At 70.0% G+C, this 12,073-nt stretch carries 12 protein-coding genes; all 12 read right to left on the bottom strand.

All coding sequences use genetic code 11. From position 1 onward, the window contains the following. Positions 1-124 precede the first annotated feature (124 nt). The 12 genes from ACWGIC_RS24255 to ACWGIC_RS24310 all read right to left on the bottom strand — a co-directional run bounded on the left by ACWGIC_RS24255 (position 125) and on the right by ACWGIC_RS24310 (position 12,021). Entirely contained in the window at positions 125-790 is a 666-nt protein-coding gene (locus ACWGIC_RS24255) for a DNA alkylation repair protein (RefSeq protein ID WP_452078234.1), read from the bottom strand. A 36-nt stretch (positions 791-826) separates the two neighbouring features. Further along, complete coding sequence (locus ACWGIC_RS24260; RefSeq protein ID WP_452078235.1) at positions 827-1,456, bottom strand: flavin reductase family protein; 630 nt, start codon at positions 1,454-1,456, stop codon at positions 827-829. A gap of 6 nt (positions 1,457-1,462) precedes the next feature. Then, positions 1,463-3,091, bottom strand: coding sequence for an amidohydrolase (locus tag ACWGIC_RS24265; protein ID WP_452078236.1), 1,629 nt, complete (start codon positions 3,089-3,091; stop codon positions 1,463-1,465). Next, positions 3,088-4,113 carry an ABC transporter ATP-binding protein gene (locus ACWGIC_RS24270; protein ID WP_452078237.1) on the bottom strand — a complete coding sequence of 342 codons (1,026 nt, stop codon included), beginning with the start codon at positions 4,111-4,113 and terminating at the stop codon, positions 3,088-3,090. The genes ACWGIC_RS24265 and ACWGIC_RS24270 overlap by 4 nt, the downstream gene beginning before the upstream one ends. Further along, on the bottom strand, positions 4,110-4,937 hold the full coding sequence (locus ACWGIC_RS24275; protein ID WP_452078238.1) for an ABC transporter permease: 828 nt from the start codon (positions 4,935-4,937) through the stop codon (positions 4,110-4,112). The genes ACWGIC_RS24270 and ACWGIC_RS24275 overlap by 4 nt, the downstream gene beginning before the upstream one ends. Continuing rightward, complete coding sequence (locus ACWGIC_RS24280) at positions 4,930-5,811, bottom strand: ABC transporter permease (protein WP_452078268.1); 882 nt, start codon at positions 5,809-5,811, stop codon at positions 4,930-4,932. Before ACWGIC_RS24280 ends, ACWGIC_RS24275 begins: the two co-directional genes overlap by 8 nt. Continuing rightward, a complete protein-coding gene (locus tag ACWGIC_RS24285) occupies positions 5,808-6,848 on the bottom strand; it encodes an extracellular solute-binding protein (RefSeq protein WP_452078239.1) in 1,041 nt (346 codons plus the stop codon). The genes ACWGIC_RS24280 and ACWGIC_RS24285 overlap by 4 nt, the downstream gene beginning before the upstream one ends. Positions 6,849-6,859: 11 nt before the next feature. Beyond that, positions 6,860-8,137, bottom strand: coding sequence for an aminotransferase family protein (locus tag ACWGIC_RS24290; protein ID WP_452078240.1), 1,278 nt, complete (start codon positions 8,135-8,137; stop codon positions 6,860-6,862). A 26-nt stretch (positions 8,138-8,163) separates the two neighbouring features. Beyond that, complete coding sequence (locus ACWGIC_RS24295) at positions 8,164-9,603, bottom strand: NAD-dependent succinate-semialdehyde dehydrogenase (RefSeq protein ID WP_452078241.1); 1,440 nt, start codon at positions 9,601-9,603, stop codon at positions 8,164-8,166. Positions 9,604-9,791: 188 nt separating this feature from the next. After that, a complete protein-coding gene (locus ACWGIC_RS24300) occupies positions 9,792-10,334 on the bottom strand; it encodes a TetR/AcrR family transcriptional regulator (protein WP_452078242.1) in 543 nt (180 codons plus the stop codon). Positions 10,335-10,491: 157 nt separating this feature from the next. Further along, on the bottom strand, positions 10,492-10,776 hold the full coding sequence (locus ACWGIC_RS24305) for an alkylmercury lyase (RefSeq protein ID WP_452078243.1): 285 nt from the start codon (positions 10,774-10,776) through the stop codon (positions 10,492-10,494). Positions 10,777-11,103: 327 nt separating this feature from the next. Then, complete coding sequence (locus ACWGIC_RS24310) at positions 11,104-12,021, bottom strand: helix-turn-helix domain-containing protein (protein WP_452078244.1); 918 nt, start codon at positions 12,019-12,021, stop codon at positions 11,104-11,106. Positions 12,022-12,073 lie beyond the last annotated feature (52 nt).

Raw genomic sequence — 12,073 nt, forward strand, 5'->3', positions numbered from 1 at the left:
CCGGGGTGTCCCCACCCCCGCCCCCCCATCAGTGCCTGGCGGGCCCGGTTGTGTAAATCTGATTCCCTCAAGGGGCCCTTCACGGACCACCGCATCTCCTGCCGAACCCGTCGGCGGCCGCCGCCTACGCCTGTCGCTTCACCATCTCGGCGATCCAGACCGGCGCGTACGGCGACGTGCAGTTCGGCGGCGTCGGATAGTCCTTGAGAACCCCCAGGCGTTCGCCGATGCCGATCGCGCGGGCGCGCAGGCCGGGGTTCTCGATGCCGATCTGGGCGAGGCAGTGGTTCATCGCCCACTGCAACCGGTCCGGCGCGGTCTTCATCTCGGCTTCGATGACGTCGAGCAGGCCGGGAAGATCCAGGCCGTCCGGCTTTTTCGCGACCCGGTCGACGGTCAGTGCCCAGCCCGCGCTCGCCACCACCGGGTCGGGATCGTCGAGCCAGGCCACCCGGAGTTCCTCGGCATAGCGGCTTTTCTTGACGAGGTAGGAGACGAGCCAGTCCTGGACTTTGGGGGTGCCCGCCTCGCGCAGCATGGTGTCGAGGTCGGAGCGGTCGAACTGCTTCGGCCGTGCGACGAGGAGGGCGAGCAGGCGGGCGTTGGTGTCGCCGGTCCGCCACAGTTCGCGGGCGAGGTCCGGCTGGGCTTTGAGTTCCTTCGCGAGGGCGCGGAGCTTGCCGAGGTTGACGCTGTGGTCGTCGCCGTGCTTCTCGTTGACCGCCCGGATTTTGGGGTCGTCGAGCTCCTCGAGCCGGGAAAGAACCCCGGAGAGGGTTGCGTCGGCCACGGGAACCTCCCTGCTCGGGTGCGGACGGGGTCGAGGTTACCTGCCCGCGCCCGGCCGCCGCCCCTTAGCCAGGAACTCCTCCGGAGCCGGGATCGGCACCCGCACCCAGTTGTCCACCCGGGTGAACGTCGCACCGCCCATCCGCCCCACCGGCTGGTACACGTCCTGGTCCAGCCGTCCGTCCGGGCGGAGCAGCCGGTCGTCCACCGCCACCCCGACCACCTCGCCGAACACCAGCCGCGAGCCCCGGAACTCCTCGATCTTCACCAGCGTGCACTCCAGGCTCGGGCCCGCCCCGGCCGGATGGGGCACGCCGATCCGCACCCCGGGCGTCCACGACAAGCCGACCTGCTCCGCTTCGTCCACCGACGAGTCCACTGTGGACGCTGTGCGCGCGACGAGTTCTTCCTGACCGCTCAACGCCATCGTGATCGCGAACTCGCCGCGCGCCGTGATGTTGTCCAAAGTGTCCTTCGGCGCGTCGGACACCGAGAACAGCACCGTCGGCGGATCCATGGTCAGCGGGGCGAAGTAGCTGAACGGCGCGAGATTCCGCACGCCCTCGCCGTCCACCGTGCTCACCCACGCGATCGGCCGCGGGACGACCGCGTTCTTCACCATCCATACGAAAGCACCGCGATCGGCGTCGGTATTGCTGCCGTACACAAAACCTCACTTCGCTTCGGACACCACGCGTCCCCCGAGCACAGTCAATTCCGACCGTACGCTCAGCAACTCCGGGTCGGCAGCGGTGACCGGATCGTGGGCGAACACCGCGAGGTCGGCGAGGGAACCGACGCGGAGAGTGCCCTTGACGTCCTCCGCGTGTTCCAGCCAGGCCGGGCCGGTGGTCCACAACCGCAGCGCTTCCTCCCTGGTCAGCGGGCTGGCGACGGAGGAGAACGGGTTCGGGCCTGGCGCGCCGGTGAAGGTCGCGACTCCGCGCCGCCAGTCCGGCACGGTCACCGGTGCGTCCGAGCTGTCGGCGACCACCACGCCGTGGTCCAGCAAAGCCCGTGCGGGGAAAGCGCCGGCCCACCGGGATTCGCCCAGCACGCGGACCATGGACGGGCCGCTGTAGGTCCGCATCAGCGAGCTGGTGATCACAGCGATTCCGGACCGCGCCAGCCGGGAAAGCACCGCACTGGACAAGAAGGTGCCGTGGATCAGTGCGTGCCGCGCCTCCGGCCAGGGGTCGGCGGCTTGAGCCGCCTCGATCGCGTCGACTACCGCGTCCGCGGCTCGGTCCCCGGTGACGTGAACCTGCACCCGCACCCGCCGGGTGTGGGCGACCAGGATCAGTTCGTGCAGTTCTCGCACCCGCGCGTCGTCGTCGGGACCGAAAGTCACCAGGCTTCCGTGCCCGCCGGACGGGTACGGCGAGTGCATCCACGCGGTGCAGTGCGTCGGCACCCCGTCGGCGAACAGTTTGATGCCGCCGATCCGAAGCAGATCGTCGCCCTCGGCGAAGTCCGTCTCGTCCAGCATTTGCGCCAGCGAGGCGGCGGACGTCGTCGGCGACGGCCAATTCCAGTGCAGCAGCGCGGTGATCCGCATCCGCAAACGGCCGGCGGCGTGCAAGTCCCGGTAGTCCTGCCAAAGGCCGGGCGGAACGATCGGGTCGGTCACGCTCGTCATCCCGAGCGCGTTCAGCCGTTCCATGCTGCGCACGATCGCGTCCAGCCGCACCTCCCGGCTCGGCTGCGGCACCAGCGAAGCGACCAGTTCCTGCGCACTCTCCACGAGCACCCCGGTCGGTTCGCCGGAGGAGTCGCGCACGATCTCGCCGGCTTCCGGATCCGGCGTCTCCGCAGTGATTCCGGCACGGTTCAGCGCCGCGCTGTTCGCCCACACCTCGTGTGACGACGCGTGATGCAGCACCGTCGGCTGCGCACCAGTGACACCGTCGAGCCAGGCGCGTGTCGGCACCGCCCGGCCGTCCGCGAACTCGGCGATCGTCGTTTCCCGCCAGCCGCGGCCGACGATCCACTCCCCCGGCGGCGCGCCGGCCAGCGCACGGGCTACCGACGCGAGGTCCGAAGCGGCGGAAAGGTCCACACAGAACTCCGGACCGGCGGCGGCGTGGAAGGCCAGGTGCAGATGGGCGTCGTTCAGTCCGGGAAGGACAGTCCGGCCCGCCAGCTCGACGACCCGCGCATCCGGCGAGGCCGCGGCGGAAACCGTGGTGTCGTCGCCGACCGCGGCGATCCGGCCGCCGGACACCAGCACCGCGGAGGCAGTCCCGGCGACCGAGTCGAAAGTCCGGACCACTCCGCCGCGCAGCAGCAAATCCTCAGTCATACCGCCGCCAATTCCGGAACGTCGCCGCTCGGCACCACGGCCTGATGCTCCGGATGCCAGGCCACCGTCACGTCATCTCCGGGCCGATGCTCATGCACGGCACCAGCCGACAGCACCGCACAGCCGCGCGCGCCGTCGGCGTACCGCAGCCAGATCCGCGTATGGTCGCCGACGTACACGATGTCAGTCACCTGCGCGCTCGCCCGCTGGTGTCCACTCGGGACTGCGTCCGTCCGGCGATACAGCGTCAACCGTTCCGGCCGCACGATCGTCACTTCCCCCGGGGTGAGCGACAACGCGTTGGACTCCCCGACGAACTGCGCGACGAACAACGTCTCCGGGCGTTCGTACAGTTCTTCCGGGGTGCCGACCTGTTCGATCCGGCCGTCGTTGAACACCGCGATCCGGTCCGACAACGTAAGCGCCTCCTGCTGATCGTGCGTCACGAAAAGGAACGTCATGCCCAATTCCCGGTGCATCCGCGCGATTTCGCGCTGCAACTGGTCGCGCAGCTTCTTGTCCAGCGCGCCCAGCGGCTCGTCCATCAGCAGCGCACGCGGTTCGTACACCACCGCACGGGCCAGCGCGACGCGCTGCTGCTGACCGCCGGAAAGCTGGCGCGGCAACCGGTCCCGCACCGCCGACAGCCCGACCAGCTCCAGCACCTCGTCCACCCGCCGGGAGATCTCGGCCTTCGGCACCTTGCGCTGGGCCAGTCCGAAAGCGACGTTGCGCGCCACCGACATGTGCGGGAACAGCGCGTACTGCTGGAAAACCACGCCGAGGTTCCGCCGGTGCGGTTTCAGCCGCGAGATCTCCTGACCGTCCACTGTGATCGATCCGGACGTCAGCGGGGTGAACCCGGCGATCATCGACAGCATCGTCGTCTTGCCCGACCCGGACGGGCCGAGGAAGGTCATGAACTCGCCGTCGGCGATGTGCAGCGAAACGTCGTCCACGGCGGGGCGGTCGACGCCGGGATAGGCCTTCGTCACGTGTGCGGTCGCGATTCCGTCGGTCATGATTGCTCTTTTCGGCGCGAAAGGGCGGGGACGAACAGCAGAAGGGTGGTGAACACGACGATCAGGCTCGACGCGGCGGCGATCGTCGGGTCGATTTCCAGCACGATCGATTCGTACATTTTCACCGGCAGCGTCTTGATCGCGGGCGTCTGCAGGAACAACGCGACCACGACCTCGTCGAACGACGTGGCGAAGGCGAACACGAACCCGGACAGCACGCCGGGCGCGATGATCGGGAGCACGACCTTGCGCAGCGTCGTGAAACGCGGCGCACCGAGGCTGGCCGCGGCTTTCTCCATGACCGGGTCGTAACCGGCGAGGCTGGTCCGCACCGAGGTGAGCACGAACGGCAGCCCCAGCACCGCGTGCGCCAGCACGAACCCGAGCATCGTGCCGTTCAGCTGCCAGCGCAGGAAAACCCCGTAGATCGCGACCGCGACGACGATGCCGGGCAGGATCATCGGAGCCATCAGCAGCTGCCGGACGACTCCCCCGCCCCGGCGCATCCGGTCGAGCGCCAGTGCGGCCGCCACGCCGAGCACGGTCGCCAGCACCGCCGCGAGCAGCCCGACCTGGACCGAATTCGCCAGCGCGGCCAGCCATTGCTTGCTGGTGAAGAACTCCGCGTACCAGTGCCACGACCAGTCCTTCGGCGGGAACTCGAACGTCGAGCCCGCGCCGAAGCTCATCGGGATCACCACGAGCGTCGGCGCGACCAGCACGAACGCGACGAGCACGACCCACACGCGCAGGCCCCAGCCGAGGCTGCGCTGCCGCACCGCGGCGGCCCTGCTGATGGACGGATTGGACGGATTGTCAGCCACGATCGGCACCTCCGGCCGCACTGGTGCCCAGCGGCGCGGCCACGCGGCTGAGCACGGCGAGCACCACGAGCGTGACGACCAGCAGGATCGTCCCGAGCGCACCGGCGCCCGCGAAGTCCAGCAGGTCGTTGACCTGGGTGCCGATCACCTGCGCGACCAGCGCCTGCTGCGGCGTGCCGAGCAGCGCCGGGGTGATGTAGAAGCCCAGCGACATGATGAACACCACCGAAACCCCGGCCAGCACGCCCGGCATCGACAACGGCACGTACACCCGCAGGAACGCGACCGGACGCCGCGCGCCGAGGCTGCCCGCCGCGTGCAGCAGGCTGCGGTCGATGCCGAGCATCGAACTTTGCAGCGGCAGCACCATGAACGGCAGCATCACCTGCACCATCGCGACCGTCACGCCGGCCACCGAGCCCAGCAGCACGACCCCGTCGACGCCGATCGCCGACAGCGCCTTCTCGATGACGCCGCCGCGCTGTTCGAGCACGTACCAGGCGAAGTTGCGCGCCATCAGGCTGGTCCAGAACGGCATCAGGACCAGCAGCGTCAGCACCGACCGGGCACGGCGGCCGACGAGCGTCATCGCGTAGGCGTAGGGATAGGCGATGACGAGCGTGGCCGCGGTGATGATCAGCGCGGTCCGCAAAGTCCGCAGCATCACGCGGATCTGCACCTCGTCGCCGAGGACCGCCAGGTAATTGCCGACGCCGAAGGAGGGTTCGGTGAAGCTGCGCCACAGGATCACCGCGAGCGGGTAGAAGAAGAACACCAGCACCACTGCCGCGGCGGGGAGCAGCAGCCACGAAGTCCGCCGTTTTTCGGCCCCGGCCGGCGGCAAGGCCGGGGGGCGGGTCGCCACGGCGGTCATCCGGTCGTCCAATCCGACCACGCCTTCACCAGCTCCGGCCGGTGCGCCGCCCAATAACGCACGTTGCTGAGCACTCGCAAGTCCTCCTTGCCCTCGCCCCAGATGTCGAGCTGGCGGCCGATCTCCGAACGGGCGGCGGGGGCGGCGGTGTTGGCCGGTCCCACTCCCGCCCGCGCGGCGAAGTCCGCCGCTTGCGCCGGTTGCGAGGCGAAGCGGATGAGCTTCTTCGCCTCCTCGGCGCGTGCCGTCCCCTTCGGCACCACCAAGACATCCCAGGTCACCGGCACTGGGATGGCAGGCACCACTTTCCAGTGCGTCGCACCGGCCTTGAGCAGCGAGAACGCCCGGGCGCTGACGATCAGCGCCATATCCGCCTGCCCGCCGGCCATGCGCTGCTGCTGGTCGCCGTACGTGCTGCTGATGGACAGCTGCGGCCGGATCCGGTCGTACATCCGGAGCGCGCGGCGCATGTCCAGCGGGTACAGCTTGTCCCTCGGCACGCCGTCGGCCAGCAGCGCGGCCTCGATCGTGCCGACGCTCGGGTCGCCGCCGTAGATGATGCGGCGGCCGGGGAACTGCTTCGGATCGAAGAAATCCGCGAGTTTCGCCGGCGGGTTCTTGCCGTAGACCCTCGAGTCGTACATCAGCATCATGCCGAAAAAGGCGTCCGGCACCCCGCAGTCGGTGAGCGAGCCTTCGGGGAACGCGGCGGCCTGCGCGCCCATGTCGACGCGTTCGAGCAGGCTCCCGCACACCGCGGCGGCAGCGGACGCGTCGGTGTCGACGACGTCCCAGGTCACCTTGCCCGCCTCGACCATCGCCTTGAGCTTGGCGTTGCTCGACGGGCCGTCGATGGTGACGGTGGTCCCGGTCTGCTTCTCGTACGGGTCGAGCCACGCGGCGCGCTGGCCCGCCTGGTACGCGCCCTGGCCGTAGGAGGCGAACACGAGCGAGTTCGGGCCGCCCTCGGAGATCGCGCAGCCGGCGGTGGTGAGCAGAAGCGCGGCGGACAGCAGCGTCGGTATCCGGCGTCTCATGGCTCCTCCGTTCAGTTCGCCGCGGCCGCGACGTGCTTGCCCAGCACGGCGGCCAGAGTGTCGATCTGGTCCTCGGTGATCACCAGCGGCGGGGACAGCACGATGCTGGTCCCGGACGCGCGGACCACCACGCCGTCCGCGCGGCAGCCCGCCTGCACCGGCGCGGTCGGCCGGTCCGCGAACTCGATGCCGAGCATCAGGCCGACGCCGCGGACCTCGCGCACGTGCGGCAGTTCGGCGAGCGGGTCGAGCCGCGCGCGCAGCCGGGCGCCGAGGACGGTGGCGCGTTCGAGCAGGTTCTCCTTTTCGATGAGGTCGAGGTTCGCCAGCGCGACCGCCGAGCCGACCGGATGTCCGTTGTAGGTGAAACCGTGCAGGAACGTCGCGCCTTCGGCGAGTTCGAGCACTCGGCGTCCAATGAGGACCGCACCCATCGGAATGTACCCGCTGGTGAGCCCCTTCGCGGTGACGATCATGTCCGGTTCGATGCCGAAGTGCTCGCTGCCGAACCAGTGTCCGGTGCGGCCGAAGGCGGTCACGATCTCGTCGACGATGAGCAGAATCCCGTGTCGCCGCAGGACTTCCTGCACGCGCGGCCAGTAATCCTCGGGCGGCGGCACCATCCCGCCGACGCCGAGCACCGGTTCCCCGATGAACGCGGCGATCCGATGCGGACCGATCTCCTCGATCCGCTTCTCCAGCTCTGCCACGAGGAGGTCTGTCGCATTGGGACCGTGCTCGATGCCGTGGGGTTTGCCGAGCCATTCGACGTCCGGCAGCAGCGGGCCGTACCCGGCGCGCAGGCCCTCGATCCCGGTGGCGGCCAGCGAGGCGCCGCCCATGCCGTGGTAGCCGCCGTGCCGCGCCAGCACCACCGTGCGTTCCGGCGAACCGGCGTGGTGGAAGGCGAGGCGGGCGAGTTTGATCGCGGTTTCGTTGCCCTCCGAACCGCCGTTGGTGAGGAAAACGCGTTCCAGCCCGGCCGGGGCGAGCGACAGCAGGCGTTCGGCGAGGCGGATCGAGGGGGCGTTCGAGTAGTCGCCGAAGGACGAGTAGAACTCCAGTTTGCGGATCTGCTCGGCGGCGACGTCGGCGAGTTCGGCGCGGCCGTGGCCGACCGGGCACTGCCAGAGGCCGCAGGTGCCGTCGAGGTACTGGTTGCCGTCGGTGTCCCAGAGCAGCGCGCCTTCGCCGCGGTCGAGGACGAGCGGTTCGGCCGGGTCGCCGATGACGGTGTGCGGATGGATGAGGGTGCGCCGGTCGGCGGAGGCGAGGTCAGCGGTGGTCAATGCGGATTCCTTTCGTGGCGCGCGGTTCAGAACCGCAGAGCGACGGCTTTGGTCTCGGTGTAGGCGTCGATGCCCTCGGCCCCGCCTTCGCGTTCCTGTCCGGAGTTCTTCTGGCCGCCGAACGGCAGTTCCGGCCGAACCGGGGCCGGGTCGTTGACTCCGAAAACACCGAAGTCGAGCCGGTCGAGCGTGCGCCAGATGCGGCGCAGATCGGTGCCGAAAACGTAGGCGGCGAGCCCGTAATCGGTGGCGTTGGCCAGTTCCACGGCTTCGTCGTCGGTGCCGAACGTGGCGACGGCGAGCACCGGGCCGAACGTCTCCTCGTGGCTGATGAGCATGTCCGGGGTGACGTCGACCAGCACCGTGGGTTCGAAGAAATGGCCTGGCAGCGCGGAATCCGTCCACCGTTCGCCGCCGACGAGCACGCGCGCGCCCTTGCCGACCGCGTCGACGACCTGGTTCTCCACCTTCGCCAACCCGGCTTCGTCGATCAGCGGCCCCACATTGGTGCCCTCGGCGTCGCCCCGGCCGACCTTCAGCGCGGCGGTTTTCTTTTCGATCAAGGAAAGCAGGTCGTCGCGGACGCTTTCGTGGACGTACAGCCGGTTCACCGCCGTGCAGCTTTGCCCGGCATTGAAGAACTTCCCGGCTACGACGCCCGTTGCGGCGGCTTCGAGGTCGGCGTCCTCGAAGACGATCGCCGGCGAATGCCCGCCCATTTCGAGCGACGTGCGGCGGAGGATGTCGCCGGTCTGGCGCAGCAGGCCCAGTCCGACCTCGGTGGAGCCGGTGAAACTGACCTTGCGCAGGCGCCGGTCGGCCAGCAGCGCGCCGACGAGTTCGGCGGGGCGGGCGGTGGTCAGCGATTGCAGCACCCCGTCGGGCAATCCGGTGTCCTGCACGATTTCCAGCAGCGCGGTGGCGATCAACGGGGTTTGCTCGGCCGGTTTCGCGACGACCGGGCAGCCCGCCGCGAGCGCGAGACCGACCTTGCGGATCAGCATGCTGGCCGGGAAGTTCCACGGCGTGATCGCGAGCACCGGGCCGACCGGCGCGCGCAGCACGAGCCCCGGGCCGGCCGCGTTCGCCGGGGTGACCCGCCCGTACGCGCGGCGGCCCTCCTCCGCGGCCCACTCCAGCATCCGGGCGGCCCCGGCCAGTTCTCCGTTCGCTTCGGCGAGCGGCTTTCCGTTCTCGCGGCTCAGCAGCGCGGCCAGTTCGCTTTGCCGGGCGCGGATTCCGGCAGCAGCGGCGCGAAGGTGGCCGCTGCGGGTCTCCGGATCGGTGTCCGCCCAGCCCCGGGCGGCTCGCGCGGCCGCGGCCAGTGCGTCCCGTGCCTGTTCGGGCCCCGCGTCGGCGGCCTGGCCGAGGACGGCGAGGCTCGCGGGATCGACGACGTCGAACGTCGCCGGGGCGGACTGCCAGCGGCCGTCGATCAGCAAGGTCGCGGCGGCGGTGTCGGGCATCGGTACGCCTTTCGGGTCGGCGGGTTCGGGGATGCGCCGAGTCTGACCCCAAGGTGTTGATTAAGTCAACACCTTGGCAGTGGAGAAATTCCGGAAAGGACAGTGGGAAGTTCTTGCGCCGCAACAGTATTTCGCAACACTTCGACCCCGGTCGCGTCGTGTGCGGCCGGGGTTCGGGGAAGGTTCGGTTAACGCGCGGCCGCGAGCAGGCCGCGCAGGGCTTCGAGCGCCGGTCCCGGATCGACGTCCGGATCGGCCGCCTGGTGCAGGAACATTCCGTCGAGGGCGTAGAAAACGAGCTGGGCCAGCCCGCCGCCCGCCGACAATTCCTTGCCGACCGCGGCGAGATAGCCGTCGTAGAGCCGCCGCACGACCGGCCGCAATTCGGGCCGCCGCGCCGCCTCCACGACCAGCTGGTACTGGAACACTTGCAGGTCCGCGCTGTCCCGGAACCGCTGGCGCACCTCGGGACCGTCCGCGTAGACGCCGGTGCGGGCGCCGATCAGGCCGTTCTCCGCGCTTTCCTCCAGCACCAGGTCCAAAGAGGACTGGAGGAGGTCGTCGATCGAGGAGAAATGATGCTGGACCGCACCGGTGGTGCAGCCCGCCGCACGGGCGACCGCGCGGTAGGTGAGACCGCGCAGCCCCTCCGAAGCGACCACGCCGACCGCCGCCCGGCGCAGGGCGAGCTTCATCCCCGTGGGGTCGTCCGGGGATCCGGACCGGCTCATCCGCACCTCCTCGGCCGGGGTCGGGATCACGGTACATTACATCTGTAATGTAGACCAGTGCGGCTTGTTCCGTACCGGGCATCCGGTTGCCGCTGACGGGAAAAACCGAGTTCCGGCCGGTTATTCACCGCACTGCCCGCGCCGGACGCCGGGCTCCTCAGCCGCGATGCGCGGCCAGCGCGGCGAGCACCCGCTCCCGGGTCGGCACGTCGAGTCGGCAGGCATCCCCCGCGACCGGCCCGGCCGTGCCCATCACGTCGACCCCGCCGACCAGGATCGTCGGCGAGCGGTAACGGCCGACGCGTTCGACGATCGTCGCGTCGAGGCCGCTCTCGGCGAGGCATTCAGCCGCCAGCGACCGGGCCGCGCCAGCGTTCGGGCAGTCCGGCGCGGTCAGCACCTCGACTCGCGTCCCGCGGATCTCCGGTCCGGCTGTGCACATGGCACTCAGCTTAGGCGGGAATCGGTCCTTGACCATCGGCTTCCGGAAAAAGCGGTGGCCTCAGGCCGTCGGAACCGCCGCCCGGCAGCCAGTCCGGGGCAACGCACAGCGCGCCTGTTCGCAGATCTTCGGTGCATCCGGCACGTCCTATTGTTCCGCGCTGTGCCGGGAGAATTTCGCGTCCTGATCGTCGGTGCCGAAGGGGTGGCGAACCGCTGGCCCTCTCCGACCCCGAAACACTGTCGGTGACGCTGCTCGGCGACGCGATCCGGACTTCCGCGAAGTTCGAAGCACTGCGGATGAGACAGCCTGAACTGCCAACCCGGCTCACTTTTCCAGCCGCGCGCGCTGCGCCGGGCTGAGCCGGTCCTCCCGCACGGCCAAGCCATACGTTTCAGCCCCGACAACGCGCAAGACCAGCGGATCAGGGAGCGCCGGTCGGCGCCGGACCGCCTCCGCCGCGGCCAGCACGCGGTCCCGCGGCCAGCCGAGCGCGACGGACAAGTCATCCAGCGCGAGCGGCCGGCCGGCGTGCACCAGCGCGGCGACCACGGTCAACGCGTCGTACCCGGCCGTGTCCGAGAGGTCGCTGTCGCCCATCTGCTCGCTGAGCCAGCCGAAAAACCGGCTCATCTCGCCGAGCCGGGCACCCGCGGCGGTGTCCGCGCCGAAGAGTTCGATCCCCCGTCGCGCGGCGGACGCGATCCGTCCGTGCGCGGCGGTGTCGGCCCGCCACGCGCGGAGCCAGGCGCTGTCGTCGATCGAGTACCGCTCGCGACGGCCGCCTGGATCCGGGCGGCGCAGCACCAGCTCCATGGCTTCCAGGTAACCGATCGACTTGGACACCGACGCCGGGCTGACCCGCAGCCTGCGCACCAGCTCCGCCGAGGTCAGGCCGTCGGCGGTGAGCAGGCAGGCGAACACCCTCGCGGTCATCCGCGGCAGGCCGGTCGCACCGAGCAGAGCCGCGAATTCGTCCGCGAAAACGCGTGCGGCCTCGGACGGAAAACCGTCGCCGGCCGGCTCGGCGCTCCGGACCGGTTTGCGGCGGCGAGCCCGGCGCCCGGTGGTCTCCTGCGCTTCGCCGGCCGTGTAGACCCCGGCCACGCTGTTGCGCGCGACCTCCCGGCTGACCGTGGACGTCGGCCTGCCGAGCAGCCGGGCGATCTCCGCGTACCCGAGCCCTTCGGCGAGCCATGCCTCGATCCGCAGGCGTTCCTCCCGGGTCAGCCGGTCTCCTGGCATCAGCGCGCCCTCTCGTGCATTCGTCCACAGTACATTGCAACGACGGTTCGGC

Source organism: Amycolatopsis sp. NPDC054798, from assembly GCF_053611505.1.

Excerpts from the sequence above, each read along its gene's own strand:
- ACWGIC_RS24270 (WP_452078237.1), bottom strand. The coding sequence starts at position 4,113 with ATGACCGACGGAATCGCGACCGCACACGTGACGAAGGCCTATCCCGGC.
- ACWGIC_RS24280 (WP_452078268.1), bottom strand. The coding sequence starts at position 5,811 with ATGACCGCCGTGGCGACCCGCCCCCCGGCCTTGCCGCCGGCCGGGGCC.
- ACWGIC_RS24265 (WP_452078236.1), bottom strand. The coding sequence starts at position 3,091 with ATGACTGAGGATTTGCTGCTGCGCGGCGGAGTGGTCCGGACTTTCGAC.
- ACWGIC_RS24295 (WP_452078241.1), bottom strand. The coding sequence starts at position 9,603 with ATGCCCGACACCGCCGCCGCGACCTTGCTGATCGACGGCCGCTGGCAG.
- ACWGIC_RS24310 (WP_452078244.1), bottom strand. The coding sequence starts at position 12,021 with ATGCCAGGAGACCGGCTGACCCGGGAGGAACGCCTGCGGATCGAGGCA.
- ACWGIC_RS24300 (WP_452078242.1), bottom strand. The coding sequence starts at position 10,334 with ATGAGCCGGTCCGGATCCCCGGACGACCCCACGGGGATGAAGCTCGCC.
- ACWGIC_RS24305 (WP_452078243.1), bottom strand. The coding sequence starts at position 10,776 with ATGTGCACAGCCGGACCGGAGATCCGCGGGACGCGAGTCGAGGTGCTG.
- ACWGIC_RS24285 (WP_452078239.1), bottom strand. The coding sequence starts at position 6,848 with ATGAGACGCCGGATACCGACGCTGCTGTCCGCCGCGCTTCTGCTCACC.